This is a genomic window from Nocardiopsis sp. M1B1 (genome assembly GCF_052466615.1).
This window is the reverse complement of record NZ_CP196194.1, coordinates 4,174,864-4,188,466: the sequence shown is the minus strand read 5'-3', so window position 1 is coordinate 4,188,466 and position 13,603 is coordinate 4,174,864. Positions and strand designations below refer to the sequence as shown.

Here is a 13,603-nt window from a genome sequence, read left to right as displayed (position 1 = left end):
ACGGGCACCTCTTTCCTCAGCTGTCGCAGCTCTGGCAGCGGCGTGTGGCGAGCCGCTCGGTGTTGCCGTGCGTGGCCTGGGCGGGTGAGCCCTCGCTGAGGCGGCGCCACAGCTGCGGGTCGGGCTCGGGGATCCAGCCCCAGAGCGGAGCCTTGATCTCGGAGTCGGACTGGTGCAGGCAGCCCGGGCGGTGGGCCACGCCGCGCGGCGAGATGAGGATGGTGCCCCCGGGGAAGTGCGCGTCGCCCAGGGAGGAATCACCGTTCTGGACGCGGGGGTTTCGGGCCTCGCGCACGAGCGAGCACGCGCAGCCGCCACCGATGGGGAGTTCACAGAAGTCACAGCGTTCCATGGCCCCGATCATGCACGGGCCCGGTGACGAACGGGCTCCGCGGCGCGTGCCGGGCCAGCACCGTGCGACCGTTCCGCCAGCTCGGGTGGGGTGTGGCCGTTTCCGGCCATGCTCTACCCGGCCTTCCGTCGGCGGTGGGCGGACACGACCGCCGCTCCTCCGGACGGGAAGACCGCGGCCTGTGCTGCCGTGTGGCGGCCCTCCCGGATTGCTCGAAGCGGAGGAGCCGAAACCGCTCGCGAAGCCGGGGACCAAGACAGGGAAACAGGACGGAATCGGAAGCCTGAACAGCGATTTCTCCCCCGCGCCGGTCCCTGTGACCTGCGCGGGGGTAGCTCCGGCTCATGACCACGACACAGAGCCAGCAGGACACCGCCGCCGTCGCCACGCGCATCGTCGACCACTACGACGGTCGCAAACGGGCCTGGGTGAAGGAGGCGGTCCGTCTTCTGCACGCCGACGCCACGCGCTCGGCGGACACGCACGTCTTCCAGTTCCCGCTTCCCGTGGAGTGGGGCATCGACCTCTACGTCAAGGACGAGTCCGTCCACCCCTCCGGCAGCCTGAAGCACCGCATGGCCCGCGCGCTGTTCCTGCACGCGCTGTGCACCGGGTGGATCGAACCCGGCACGCACGTGTTCGAGGCCTCCAGCGGTTCCACGGCGGTCTCCGAGGCCTACTTCGCCAAGCTCCTGGGACTGAAGTTCACGGCCGTGGTGCCCGAGAGCACCAGCCGGGAGAAGGTGGAGCTCATCAAATCCTACGGGGGAGAGGTCAGGAACCCCGGGCCCGACGGCGACATCGAGAAGGAGGCCGCCCGCCTGGCCGCGGAGTCCCCCAAGGGCCACTTCATGGACCAGTTCACCTACGCCGAGCGGGCCTACGACTACCGCGACGACCACAACGTGGCGGCGACGATCTTCCGGCAGATCACAGAGGAGCGCCATCCCGACCCCAAGTGGATCGTGGTGGGAGCGGGCACCGGGGGCACGAGCGCGACCATCGGCCGCCACATCCGCTTCAGCCGCCGAGACACCCGGGTGTGCGTGGTCGACCCGCAGAACTCGGCGTTCTTCCCCAACTGGACGGTCAACGAGGGCCGCCCCAAGAGCCAGTGGCCCAAGGACCCCTCGACCTGGATCAAGGGAAAGCCCTCCCACATCGAGGGGATCGGGCGTCCGACGGTGGAGCCCTCGTTCCTGCCAGCCGTCGTCGACCGGATGATCGCGGTGCCCGACGCCGCCTCGATCGCGGCCATGCGCCTGCTCCTCTCCCGGCTGCGCCACCGTGCGGGGCCCTCGACCGGGACCAACCTGTGGGGCGCGCTGCGGATCGTCGCCGAGATGCTCTCGGACGGGGAGAAGGGCAGTGTCGCCATGCTCATGTGCGACCAGGGCGAGCGGTACATGCACAACTACTACGACGACACGTGGGTCGAGAAGCAGCTCAAGCTCGACCTGAAGCCGTACACCAAGGTGCTGGAGGACTTCCTCTCGACCGGCCGTTGGAAGGAGCCCGCGGCCCCCGGCGTTCCCGAGGCGAGGAAGGCCTGAGGACGGCCGCCGTGCCCGGTGCTGGCGCGAGCACTTGACCTCAGTCGAAGTCGAGGTTCTACGGTCTACGGTGTTGGCCGACGGTGACAAGCCGTTTGCGACGTCTGGGAGGCAGGCCGTGATCGTCACCATCGCGAGGGTCGCCGACCCCGATCGGTTCCTGGAGGTTTTCGCCACCACCGGCGTGGAGAAGCGGCGGGAGTACGGCTGTCGGGGCGCTCACGCCTATTTCGATCCCGACGATCCCTACAGGGTGTGGTCGTTCTTCGACTGGGACGCGGAGGACTACGACAGGTTCCTCGCTGACCCGGAGATCCCGGCTATCGCACGAGCGCTCGGAATCCAGTCACCGCCCGCGCACGTCATCGCCGCGGCCGACCTCGACGCCTGACCACCGGGGGGAAGGGTTCGGTGCGGTTGCCGCGATTTCGCGGCCCCGGGGCTCGGTTCGGCGATCGGCCACGACGCCGTCCGCTTCGGAGGCCGGAGCTCTACTGCGCTCTTCCTCGACGAAGAAACCGGCGAGTCGATGAGCGACTACGGCAGGTCGCCTGCTTGACGAGAGAACGCCCGCTCCCCTCTTCCGCTGGGAGCGGGCATTGCGTAGTCCGACTACTCGTTGATGATGGCTTTGATACGGGCGATCTGGTCAGCGGCAGCGCCTCCAGCAGTGCGCAGCACCTCGTCCCCTCCGTGCGAGGGACGCAGAACCGCGTCGACTGTGTCGGCGATCTGCGTGCCGAGCCTGTAGACGCGTACTTCTTCGATGGAGGACTCGGGCAGCTTGCTGGGGATATGGCCGAGGCCGTGCTTCTGGAGTTCCTTGCTGATGGTGGCGCATACACCAGGGCCCAGCCGGGCGGCTCCGTTGATGAGTCTGAGGGTGGACATGGGGGTGGCGGCAATACCGCCGTTGTCCTCGACGACCTTGCTTAGTTCTTCGTAGCTGCTTGCCATAACGCCCTTCCCGGGAGGTCTGGCATCATCATATATGCAAAGATAGCCACAAAATAAGATCTATATTTGTAGTCATCTGGCTACCTCTCCTTCGTTGCTGTGCATGGAGGTGCGCAGGCCGAGGTCAGAGAGAGGTGACTCTATGGCATCGGTGAGGGCATGAGTTATTTGTGTCAGCGCACGTCAATCGCCATCCCCAGGAATTCGGTCATGGCCCGACAAAACGGCTGCTGACAGCGTCTACCGACTCCACTGTCAGCACTCCCGCGAACACTGTCATCGCTGTTCAGAGCTCTTCTTGGAGCTATCGGCGGACAGTCGCCCAGAAGAGGTTGCCTACTCCGACCCTGCACCTGGGTGCCTTGTGCTAGCTTCCTGCCAGCGCTTCGCCCGCGTTCTGCTCGCAGTCCGTGAGCCCTTTGCGCGCTGCTGTCAGCTGGGCTTCCTTCGGTTTTCGGCGTCACCCAGCTCCTGTCCGCCCGGTGGGCGGAGTTCGGTGCCGACGGCAACGACGACGGGCGGGCGGACCCGCACAACGCTCCTCGTACGGGTACGACCATCCGCGTAGAGCCCGTTGAGGGGCCGTACTACTCGGCTCGTTTCATGTCTGCCGTTCGTCCCGGCTGAGGAGTTTGATCGGACGATGGAGCAGTTCCTTCGCTCCTGTTGTGTGAGGATGGACGCACGCGGGCCACAAGGGTGGCTTGCATGCCCCAGAGAAGATTGCGGGGAGATAACGGTCCGCGTCTTTGCAGGTCGTTAACCGTGAGCCCCGCGCACGCGGGGATGGACCGGTTTCCACCTACGAATGCGATCTCATACCCGGGTGAGCCCCGCGCACGCGGGGATGGACCGGATGCGTCCGCGCCGCTGGCACGGGACGGGGCGTGAGCCCCGCGCACGCGGGGATGGACCGTCCTTCCACAGGTCCTCTGTCATGACGATGGGGTGAGCCCCGCGCACGCGGGGATGGACCGCGGCGCCCGCAGGGCTCCCCGTCTCCCTCGAAGTGAGCCCCGCGCACGCGGGGATGGACCGGTGTTGTTCCTGGTGACGTTGGCTTCGACCAGGTGAGCCCCGCGCACGCGGGGATGGACCGACGCAGACCACGTCTGTACCACCCATTGTTCTGTGAGCCCCGCGCACGCGGGGATGGACCGGTCTTCCACGCCCCGTCCTGCCAGACCTGGTGGTGAGCCCCGCGCACGCGGGGATGGTTCCACCCGGTTGCCGCTCTTATCGACGACGGTGAACGACGGCACCCCCCAACGCCGCGCCGCGAGCTGTGCGCCGCGACGTTGAGGAGCGTGTGCTGGCCGCCGCCGTCAGCCTTCCTGGTCGCCGACGGGGATGAAGTTGGCGTACTCCTCGATGCGCCTGATCCGCCCGGCGTCGTCGAAGCCGAAGTAGAGCGCGGCGTGGACCTCGCCGCGCGTGCCGCTGGTGGTGGCAACGTGGATCACGTGCTGCTGGAGGACCTCGCCCGGCTGGGAGAGTTGGCGCAGGACGTCGTAGCGCATCGACTCGATGGTGGCCATCAGCCCTTCCATCCCGGCGATGTTCTCCTCGATGGACTGCTCGCCCTTGCCGTCGTTGTGCCAGACGGTGGCTGTCTCGGCGCACAGGCCCCTGGCGCTCTTCCAGTCGCGGTTCTCCAGCGCGCGGAGGTATCTGATGGCCCTGTCCTTCAGGTCCTGGCTCATACGGGTCTTCCTTCGGTGTGAGTGGGTTGACGGGTCCTGGCGGGGATGGGCCGTGTCAGTTCTGGCCGGTGGCGGCGTGGACCAGGGCGCGCTCGCCGGCCTCGACGAGCATCGGCAGGTGGTTGCCGGGCGGTGGGAGCGGACAGACGAACACGTCCGGGTTCAGGTGGTGGTACGAGAGCGTCGCCTTGTTGAAGTCGACCGTCAGGGTGCTGCCGGGCTCCAGCAGCGGCAGCATCAGCCAGCGGCCGATCGTCGGCGTCGAATCGCCGTTGGTCTCGTCGGTGAAGATCATCAGCCGTTGATCGGGGAAGTCCTGGAGGACGGCCAGGACGTGTTCGGTGCCGCCGATGGTCACGACCAGGTCGACGGGGGCCAGGATGGCTTCGGTGCTGCGCGGGCTGGTCAGCCGCGGCACCTCGATCCGGCGCCCTTCGGGAGCTGCCCGGTACCGGCCAGTGAGGACCCAGGCGGGGTCGTAGGGAAAGGTGTCGATGCCGGTGAGTCCGGTGCGCTCGACGCGGCCCTGGTCCATGACGACCAGGCCGTAGGAGCCGCCCGATCCGCTGGCGAAGCCGACCCGGTCGTCGGGGAACCGCAGGGAGCTGCCGGAGGGGACGGGGCTCGTCCCGTCGACCGGGCTGTCGGCCACCCGCACGCCGTCGGCGGCCTCGGCTGTCACGGTCAGGGCCCCTGCCGCGGTGGTGCGCCATTGGCCGGGGACCCCGGGGATCGTGTGGGGACCCGGGCCGGTGATCCTGGCGGTGACGACGACCTTGGCCTTGCCGTCGGCTCCGGCGATCTCCTCCCACCGGCTCCGGCGCCAGGCTTCGTGTTCTGCGGGCATCTTCGGTGTGGTCATGGCGTCACCGTAGACTTGCCATGCCCCTGACGCACAGCTTCTTGCTTAGTGCGCAAGAAGGTGGCCCGGCCCGCTGCCCGCCGCGCAATACCGCCCGTCGCGGCACGGGCCTGAACGGCGCGCTGATGCTGGCCCGCTCGTGCCCCTCGGCCCTCGTGACCGACAGCGGCACTCCCGCAACGCCCCGGCTGTCGCCATGCACAGCCTTGTCACCCTCGACGACACCCCGCCTGCCGAAAACATCGTGCGCGGACGGACTACTCGGCGGCCCTGCGCGTGGGCAACGCGGCCAAGCCGCTCCGGATGTCGCTGGCCAGAACCGCCGCCAACACCCTCTGGCTTGAGAGCGTGGTTCTGTCCACGCTGTCGATGGCAGGGGCTTACCCGCATCGGACCTGATGCCCTTTCGGATATATCCAATGGTCCTCTGACCCCATGTATGGGCTCAATGGCCTAATGTGGCCAGCCTTCACCCTCTGTGGCAGTGCGGGCCTCCGGCGCCCCCGGTATTTCGGATGGCCCTTCGCGCCCCACGTGTCTGGCCAGTTGGAACCCGCTTATCTGAACAGAAGTGTGTTAACGCGTGTTCTCTCGGGAGCGCTATCCTGGTTACTTTCCGTGAGTGAATGATTATCGATGCTCTTGCGTGCCCTGTGTGCGGCTGATATTAATGTCTGCGGTTGTTCCGGCTGTGGCGCCCATGGGGTTGTGATGTCCATGTGGTGTGCGTTCGGAAGTAATTCCTCTTTTTGTTCCATTTTTTATGTCTGGAGAGCTGTGCGCAGGGTGGTTGTGACCGGTGGGGGCACCGGTATTGGCAGGGCGATCGCGGAGAGGTTCGCCGAGGACGGGAGTTCGGTGTTCATCCTGGGGCGCCGTAAGGACGTCCTGGATCGTGTGGTCGAGGAAAACCGCGAACGCCAGATCCGGGCGGTGGCCTGTGATCTGACCCGACCCGACGAGGTACTGCGTGCAGCCGAGGAGATCGCCGACGATCCCGTGGACGTCCTGGTCAATAACGCGGGCGGGATCGTGAAGAACGGGACGACCGGTCTGGAGGGCGTCTTCGAAACCTACCGCCGCACGATCGATGCCAATCTCCTGTCGGCGATGATGATCACCGAAGCCCTGTGGAAGAGCGTCTCCCGACCCGGAGGGCGGGTGGTCAATATCAGCTCCATCGCCGCTCACCGGGGAGGAGGCGCCTACGGCGCGGCCAAGGCCGGGCTGGTGGGATGGGGTTTCGGGCTCGCTGGCCAGGGCGGACCCGACGGGATCACCGTCAACACCGTCAGCCCGGGCTATGTCCAGGACACGGAGTTCTTCAACGAGCAGGGCCGTTCGGCCCGACATGACCGTCTGGTGGCGGAGTCGCTCGTCAAGCGAGCGGGTGTTCCCGGTGACATCGCTTCCATAGTCCATTTCCTTGCCTCATCGGAGGCGTCGTGGATCACTGGGCAGGTGCTCGGTGTCAACGGCGGATCCCTCCTGGGCCGCTGATCTTGGTGCGGCCGGGAGACGAGTAGCTCTGAGGTTTTTTGAGTGAAATCGAAATCGCCTATTCCGCATGCGCGGAAGAGGGTAACTTACTTATTTCCCGATCGTGGCTCAAAAGCGGACTCCGAGTGGGAGTCCGGTGTCTTCTGGCCCCAGTACGCCAAGGCTGCCGAGGCTGTGGGCATGGACTTCGGGGTGATCGATCCCGAGCACATAATTTTCGAAGACGACTGCGTTCGCTGGAAGGACGAACAGCTCCTGCCCGAGCGTGATATTATTGTCTACGATATACGCTCGGGTCCGACTCATGCCGTTGACATCTGGCAGAACATGACCGCGGTCTCCTCTCTGGAGACGGCTGGTTTCTGGCTTGCTATTCCTTTGCCCGCGGCCGTCGTCTTCAATGACAAGTACGCCACCGCAAAGGCGCTGGTGGGCTCGCCCCTACCACTCATTCCGTCGTTGCGCCTGACAGCGGGCCGTGACGTACACAGGCTCGGTTACCAGGGCCTGGTGCCGGACGACTGGTTTCCCCTTTTCGTCAAACCCGCTTCCTGGGGCAGAGGCTTGGGCTGCGTGCTCTGCCCGGACAGGCCCACGCTCGATGCCGTTCTGGGGCTTGCCTCGGGCAGCGGAGCCGCCATGCTCGTCCAACCCTCGGTGGGAGAGGTCGTCGCGGACACGCGTGTGGTCGCCGTGGAGGGGGAGGTCGTCGCGGCTTACGACCGCATTCCCGATCAGGGAGCCCATGTCGCCAACGTCAGCCGCGGTGGCTCCACCGTTGGCCGCACACGGGTCGATGCCGCCGTGCTCGACCTCCTCGCCCTGGTCCAGGAACGCTTCGACCTGCCCTACGTGTGCGTCGATCTGCTGCGCACCGCCGACGGACGCATGTGGTTCTCCGAAATCGAACTGGACGGTGCGGTCTCGGCCCTGTTCGAGGAGCCCGCGACCGTCGAACGAGTGGTCGGTGCACGTTTCCGAGCCTACGGGCGCCGCCACGATGCCCACCTGCGACGAAGGGAAGGGCCGTGAGTATCGGCCACATCGACACGGAGTCGGTTCTGGAGGAGGCCAGGAAGTGGGCCTTCGGTACGGGTGCCGACGAGGCGCCCTCTCTCCAAAGCCTGGACGACCTGACCCCTTGGGCCCATGCGCGGGTACGGTTCGCTGCCCGAACCCTGGCGGCCTCCAAGGGAGGTCTGGTCGTCTCCAGCGGTGGAACCACCGGTACGCCGAAATTGACGGTGATCTCACCTGACATGGGCCTGCCCCGGATCCTGCCCCACTGGAGTCCCCTCGGTGAGGGGGACGTGCTGCTCAACATGTTCTCCACCGGACGGATGTGGGGAGCGCAGTACTTCTACAACGCCCTGGCCCTCCACTCCCGAAGCACCGTCGCGCCCATCGGGGGGCTTACGCCCGAAGACGCTGAGGAGTGGGCCGACACCATCGTCGATATGGGAGTCAACGCGCTCTGCGGGACCCCCAACCTCCTGGCCCGCTTCGGCACGGCCCTGCACACCGCGGGAATCCGGCTCCCCGTACGCACCGTGATCTGGACCGGGGAGCCCATGACCCCGGCCAGGCACACGGCCATCACGCAGGTCTTCCCCCAAGCAGGACTGTGGGGCAACTACGGCTCCATCGAGACTTTCGTCATCGGTGTGAGCAACCCCTTGTGCGAACCGGGCACCTTGCACCTTCTGCCGGGACAACTCCTGGAGACCGACCACGACGGTGCTCTGCTCACCCGGGTCGGAGAGGGCTGGCCGGTCCCGGCTGTGCGTTTCCGCCTGGGGGACCGGATCGGCCCGGCCGCGTGCGCTTGCGGATCACCTGACGGCTTCACCGTCCTGGGCCGTGCCGACGACAGCTTCAAGCTCTACGGCAGCATGCTGCGCGCGAGCGATGTCCTGCGACAGGCGGCGCAGGTCGAGGACATCGGCGAGGCCCAGGTGGTACTGCACCACGAGCAGGGAGCGCCTGCCGCGGCCCTCCTGATGGAACTGCGCTTCACCGGCCCCGCCGACGAGGAGGCGGTCAGGGCGGAAATGGCCTCGCGGATTGACGGGATGGGCATCTTGGACCGGCACACGCCCGAAGCCCTGAGGTTCCTCCGGGTGGAGGACGTCGAGCGCAGCCCCAGTAGCGACAAGGTCCTGCCGCTGGTGCGCCGCGAGGCCGGGCTCCCCCTCATGAGGGAAGGGGTGAACACGTGACCGCCCCCGCCCCCGTTCACGAGAACAGGCCGACTCGTGCCTTCCTGGCCTCCGCGAGGTCCTCTCACCGGGCCTTGGACCCGGACACCCCCGCCCATGACCGCTTCCGTTCCTGGTTCCCCCGAACCCTGCTGTCCCGTCCGGCCATTCTCGACGCTGAACAGACCCGAAGCCTGGACCGGGACCTAACACTGGTCCTACGCGCTCTGCACTCTCTGCCCGGCAGGCTCTTCGACGGGGACGAGAAGGAGTTCGCGCGGGCTCTGGGCTGGATACAGCCTGCGGTACCCCCGCTCCTGGAAGCCCTGTCGGGGCCCACCATCCCTCTCGGCCGGGCCGACTTGGTACGCAGCCCCGGCGGATTCCGCATGGTCGAGTTCAACACCTCCAGTTCCCTCGGTTCCTTCGAGTTCGGGGAACTGTGCCGAGCAGTCCTGGCCGACCCCCACTTCCGGAAATTCGCCGAGGAGGAGGGGTTGTATTATGTCGATCCTCTCGCCTGTATGGCCGATACCCTCCTGGCCACCGCGGGAGCCGGGCGCGGGGACCGCCCTACGGTCGCCCTTGTGCACTGGACGACCTCTCCGGTCGCCGTCGACGCCTCACTCTTCTCGGACCTCTTCACGGAGCTGGGTTTCCGCTTGGTGAACTGTACCGTCGCCGACCTGGAATACGACGCCGGGGGACTCACCGCACACGGCACGAAGGTCGACGTCGTCTACCGTACGTTCCTGCTCAAGACCGTCGCCGCGGACCCGGCGGCTCTCGACCTCCTGGCCCCTCTGATCGCAGCGGTCCGAGACGACGCGGTAGGCCTCTTCTCCCCGCTCAACGCCGACTTGTACGGCACGAAGGCCGCTATGGCGATGCTCAGCGAACCGGCCGGTCGTCAACTCCTCCCCCCGGACGAACGGGGCGCGGTGGAGCGGTTGCTGCCTTGGACCCGCTCCCTGCGGGACGCCCGCACACGCGAGGAGGGACAGGGGAGTCTGCTGGAACACGTCCTCGCCCATCGTGGGGACCTGGTGCTCAAACCCAGCGTCGGACACGCCGGCCAGGGAGTGCGCGCCGGTTGGATGTGTTCGGACGAGGAGTGGCGGGGCCTGGTGCAGGAGGCCCTCGGGGGTGACTTCATCGTCCAGAGCCGGGCGCCCTCGGTCGCCGAGCGCTTCTTTCCGCCGGGCGGATCGGAGCCCGCCTCCACGTGCTTCCTCCACTGGGGACTGTTCGTCACGAAGGCCGGCCTCAGCGGGGGGTTTGTCAAGGGACTGCTCGACCAGGAGCAGGACATCCGCTTCCTGGGAGACGGCTCCCGGGTCGGCTGTGTCTTTCATGCCGCGGATCCCTCACTCGCCACCCTCCATGAAAGTTCTACCTGATGTTCATCCATTCCAAAGAACGCCTGGAAGTACTTCTCGAAGCGCGCAACGAGTTCAGCGAGTTCCAGAGCGCCGTTCCTACCACCGGCTTCTACGAGGAGAAGATCGCCGCGGCCTGGCGGCGTGCTCTGGCCTCACCCGCCTACCAGGGGATCGGGGGATACTCCCCGGAAGCGTTCGACTCCCTGCCCGTCACCCCCAAGGAACGCCTCAAGTCCGAACCGTGGAACTTCACCGCGGTGCCGCTGGGCGCCTGCATCCGGTACCACGAGACCACCGGGACCACCGGCGGCGCGACCCCGACACCCCGTACGGCGGAGGACGTCGTATGGAACACCGTCTCAGTCGCACACGCTTGGGGCGACGTGCTCGAACACGGTGATCGAGTGCTCAACCTCCTGCCCTCCGACATCGTCCCCGTCGGCGACCTGGTCGCCTCGGTATGCGAGTACCTCGACCTGCCGTACACCCGGGCCTATCCCTTCACGACTGGTATCACCGGCTGGGACCGCATCATCGGTCTGTGGAGGGAACTGCGGCCGACGGTCCTTCTCGTCGCCCCCGGGGTGGCCCTGCAACTGACGCGTCTTCTCAAGCAACGCGGCTTGTTGGAGGAACTGAGGGCGTCGGTGCGCTCCCTCATGCTGCTGGGGGAGGTCAGTGTGCCCGCCATGCGCCGCCGCCTCGGTGACTGGTGGGGCGCCACCGCCTACGACGCCAGCTACGGCAGTACCGAGACCGGCACCCTGGCCGCTGCCTGCGGCAGGGACCGACTGCACATGCTCACCGCCGCGAACTACGCCGAGGTGGCGACGGAGGGAGCGGTGGAACCGCTTGCTCCCGGTTCCAGGGGCCGCCTCGTGGTCACACCTCTCAACCTGTACGCCAGGCCTCTGCTGCGCTACGACACGGGCGACCGGGTCGAAGTCGAGCAGGGATGCTCCTGCGGCAGGGCGACACCCGTGCTGCGCGTCCTCGGCAGGGCCACCGACACCATAAGCGTGCACGGCACCGTGCTGTCACCGCGAGCGGTGGAGGAGATCGTCTACGAGGCCGCTCCCGTCACCGGCTATCTGCTGGAGACCGCCGAGGAGGGGAGCTGGGCACGGCTGCTGCTCGAACGCCTTCCCGGTGCCGACCGGTACGAGGAGCCCCGGTACACGCATGCCGTGCAAGCGCTCTCCCGGGAGCGGAGCGGTCTCACGTGGGACCAGGTGGCCTTCGTCAATTCCCTGCCGACCAACACCAAGAGCGGCGGATCCCAGAAGAGCTGGAAGCGCTCCAACATCCGTGTGGTGGAGGCGCGGTGAGCGACTTCGGACTACTGCCGGACGTCCCCGCCCAGGGCGGGCCGGACCTGTGGTGCACCTACGCGGCTGTACGCACCATGACCTGGCTCGGCAGGGCCGACGGTGTCGTGGGCGCTGACGCCACCGCCGACTATGTTCTGAGCCGCGGCAACCCCGACGGGGGTTTCGCGTGGAGCCGGGGCATGCCCTCCGACGCGTGGGCCACCTTCTACAGCGCTTCCGCCCTCACCGATCTGGGGCACCGACTCCCCGACCCGGACCGTACTCTCGACTGGCTGCGCACCACTTGGACGGGCGACGCCTACGCGATGACGCCCGGGCAGGAGGCCGAGGTGTGGGCGACCCACTTCTCCACCCGGACCGCCGTCGAGATCTGTGGCGCCGACGTGCCCGATCGTCAAAGGCTGCTCGCATGGCTCGGCCGCCTCCAGACGAGGGACGGCGGATTGGCCTGGTCCATCGGCCACGCCCGGGCGGGGGAGGCCGATGTGCGCGCCTGCTACTACGGGGTGGCCGCATGGCGTGCCCTGTGTCGCCTGGCCTCCACCGAACCTCCCTGGGATGTGCCGGCCCTGGTGGCCTGGCTGAGGGAACGACAGGACACCAGTGGAGGGTTCCGGTTCTCCCCGGGCGCGGACGTGCCCTGTATGTGGGCCACCTACCGTGCTGTGGGAGCTTTGGCCGCCTTGGGAGAGGAACCCGCTCGGCCGTGCTCGGAATGGATTCTGGCCCAGCGCGATTCCTCCGGAGCCTTCTTGCGCTGGCCGGGGTACGCGGTGGCTGATGTGTGGGCGTCCTTCTGCGCGGTGGGCGCGCTGAAGGCACTCGACGCGCCGATCGAACCCGTGGCGGACGCGGTCGACAAGGGACTGGCTGCCATGGCGTGCCCGGAGGGCGGATTCACCTACCGGGAGCCCGGGTATGCGGCCGACGCCTTGTCCACGGCCGCGGCCGCGCTCGTGGCACGAGACGACGACCCCCTGACCTCCCGACTGCGTCGCTGGCTGGAGGGCTGTCTGCTGCCCAACGAGGGCGGCGTGATGTACATGCCCGGGCGTGGTGCGGAGATCCGCTGCACGGCTTGGGCCCTGGCCGCGGGAGCCTTTCGAGACAGCCCACGGGATCTGTCACGCATACTGCGCTGGCTTTCGGAACTCCAGAACCCCGACGGCGGGTTCGGCTACTGGCATGGGCGCGGCTCTGACATGGTCTCCTCCGCTGCGGCGGTGGAGATACACCGGCTCGCCGGGGCCGACGGTCCTACCCCCTTCTCCTCGTCCGCACTGGCCGCTTTCGTCGACCAGTGCGCCTCCGGTGACGGTTACGCCAACGTTCCACGGGCACGACCCGCCCTCCGCCCCGGTCTGCACGCCCTCCGGATCCTCAACGCTCTGGACCGGGCGGACCCCTTCACCGCTGACGCCCTCCTGGCTCGGCACCGCGTCCGCGGAGGCGGATGGGCCAACGAGGGCAATCGGGTGCCCGACCTGCTCTCCACCTACGAAGCGGTGGTCACCGCTGACCTCCACAGACTGGACGTGGAGCCCGCGCACCTGACCGCCTACCTCGATCGCACGGCGTCCCCCGCAGGAGCGGCATGGTCCCCATTGGCCCCGGCCACGGAGGACCCTCTCGCCGTATGCCTGCACGGTCTGTTGCGCATACGGGCCGGGGACCCTTCGTTTCGCCTGCCCGCGCTCACTCTCTCCTGAGGTTCTCGTGCCGACCATCACCATCACGACCCCCCTTCCACGACCCGCGACCCGCA

General features: G+C 67.4%; 12 protein-coding genes and 1 CRISPR repeat array. Of the genes, 8 read left to right on the top strand and 4 right to left on the bottom strand.

All coding sequences use genetic code 11. The annotated features are described in order from the left end of the window. Nucleotides 1-16: 16 nt before the first annotated feature. Nucleotides 17-352, bottom strand: coding sequence for a hypothetical protein (locus ACSTA4_RS18200; RefSeq protein ID WP_444960319.1), 336 nt, complete (start codon nucleotides 350-352; stop codon nucleotides 17-19). A 344-nt stretch (nucleotides 353-696) separates the two neighbouring features. Here ACSTA4_RS18200 and ACSTA4_RS18195 point away from each other — a divergent pair, with 344 nt between their 5' ends. Together ACSTA4_RS18195 and ACSTA4_RS18190 are read left to right on the top strand one after the other, a co-directional pair. After that, on the top strand, nucleotides 697-1,905 hold the full coding sequence (locus tag ACSTA4_RS18195; protein ID WP_444960318.1) for a PLP-dependent cysteine synthase family protein: 1,209 nt from the start codon (nucleotides 697-699) through the stop codon (nucleotides 1,903-1,905). A gap of 118 nt (nucleotides 1,906-2,023) precedes the next feature. Continuing rightward, nucleotides 2,024-2,296, top strand: coding sequence for a hypothetical protein (locus ACSTA4_RS18190; RefSeq protein WP_444960317.1), 273 nt, complete (start codon nucleotides 2,024-2,026; stop codon nucleotides 2,294-2,296). Nucleotides 2,297-2,517: 221 nt separating this feature from the next. On the opposite strand, the gene ACSTA4_RS18185 is transcribed toward ACSTA4_RS18190, so the two are convergent. From ACSTA4_RS18185 to ACSTA4_RS18175, 3 genes are all read right to left on the bottom strand, one after another. Then, entirely contained in the window at nucleotides 2,518-2,862 is a 345-nt protein-coding gene (locus tag ACSTA4_RS18185) for a hypothetical protein (RefSeq protein ID WP_212643898.1), read from the bottom strand. Nucleotides 2,863-3,627: 765 nt separating this feature from the next. Further along, nucleotides 3,628-4,083: direct repeats of the CRISPR family, unit length 29 nt; unit sequence GTGAGCCCCGCGCACGCGGGGATGGACCG. Between the two features lie 104 nt (nucleotides 4,084-4,187). Further along, nucleotides 4,188-4,565, bottom strand: coding sequence for a nuclear transport factor 2 family protein (locus ACSTA4_RS18180; RefSeq protein ID WP_444960316.1), 378 nt, complete (start codon nucleotides 4,563-4,565; stop codon nucleotides 4,188-4,190). Nucleotides 4,566-4,620: 55 nt separating this feature from the next. Next, nucleotides 4,621-5,427 carry a DUF1684 domain-containing protein gene (locus ACSTA4_RS18175; RefSeq protein ID WP_444960315.1) on the bottom strand — a complete coding sequence of 269 codons (807 nt, stop codon included), beginning with the start codon at nucleotides 5,425-5,427 and terminating at the stop codon, nucleotides 4,621-4,623. A 777-nt stretch (nucleotides 5,428-6,204) separates the two neighbouring features. Here ACSTA4_RS18175 and ACSTA4_RS18170 point away from each other — a divergent pair. The 6 genes from ACSTA4_RS18170 to ACSTA4_RS18145 all read left to right on the top strand — a co-directional run bounded on the left by ACSTA4_RS18170 (nucleotide 6,205) and on the right by ACSTA4_RS18145 (nucleotide 13,547). Beyond that, a complete protein-coding gene (locus ACSTA4_RS18170; protein ID WP_444960314.1) occupies nucleotides 6,205-6,927 on the top strand; it encodes an SDR family NAD(P)-dependent oxidoreductase in 723 nt (240 codons plus the stop codon). A 180-nt stretch (nucleotides 6,928-7,107) separates the two neighbouring features. Continuing rightward, nucleotides 7,108-7,959 carry a hypothetical protein gene (locus ACSTA4_RS18165; protein WP_444960313.1) on the top strand — a complete coding sequence of 284 codons (852 nt, stop codon included), beginning with the start codon at nucleotides 7,108-7,110 and terminating at the stop codon, nucleotides 7,957-7,959. Further along, complete coding sequence (locus ACSTA4_RS18160) at nucleotides 7,956-9,146, top strand: AMP-binding protein (protein ID WP_444960312.1); 1,191 nt, start codon at nucleotides 7,956-7,958, stop codon at nucleotides 9,144-9,146. Before ACSTA4_RS18165 ends, ACSTA4_RS18160 begins: the two co-directional genes overlap by 4 nt. A 368-nt stretch (nucleotides 9,147-9,514) precedes the next feature. After that, nucleotides 9,515-10,525, top strand: coding sequence for a hypothetical protein (locus ACSTA4_RS18155; protein ID WP_444960311.1), 1,011 nt, complete (start codon nucleotides 9,515-9,517; stop codon nucleotides 10,523-10,525). Then, on the top strand, nucleotides 10,525-11,835 hold the full coding sequence (locus tag ACSTA4_RS18150) for a phenylacetate--CoA ligase family protein (protein WP_444960310.1): 1,311 nt from the start codon (nucleotides 10,525-10,527) through the stop codon (nucleotides 11,833-11,835). Before ACSTA4_RS18155 ends, ACSTA4_RS18150 begins: the two co-directional genes overlap by 1 nt. Then, the gene (locus ACSTA4_RS18145) at nucleotides 11,832-13,547 is read left to right on the top strand and encodes a prenyltransferase/squalene oxidase repeat-containing protein (protein WP_444960309.1); all 1,716 of its coding nucleotides are present in this window, start codon (nucleotides 11,832-11,834) and stop codon (nucleotides 13,545-13,547) included. The genes ACSTA4_RS18150 and ACSTA4_RS18145 overlap by 4 nt, the downstream gene beginning before the upstream one ends. The last annotated feature ends 56 nt before the right edge of the window (nucleotides 13,548-13,603 follow it).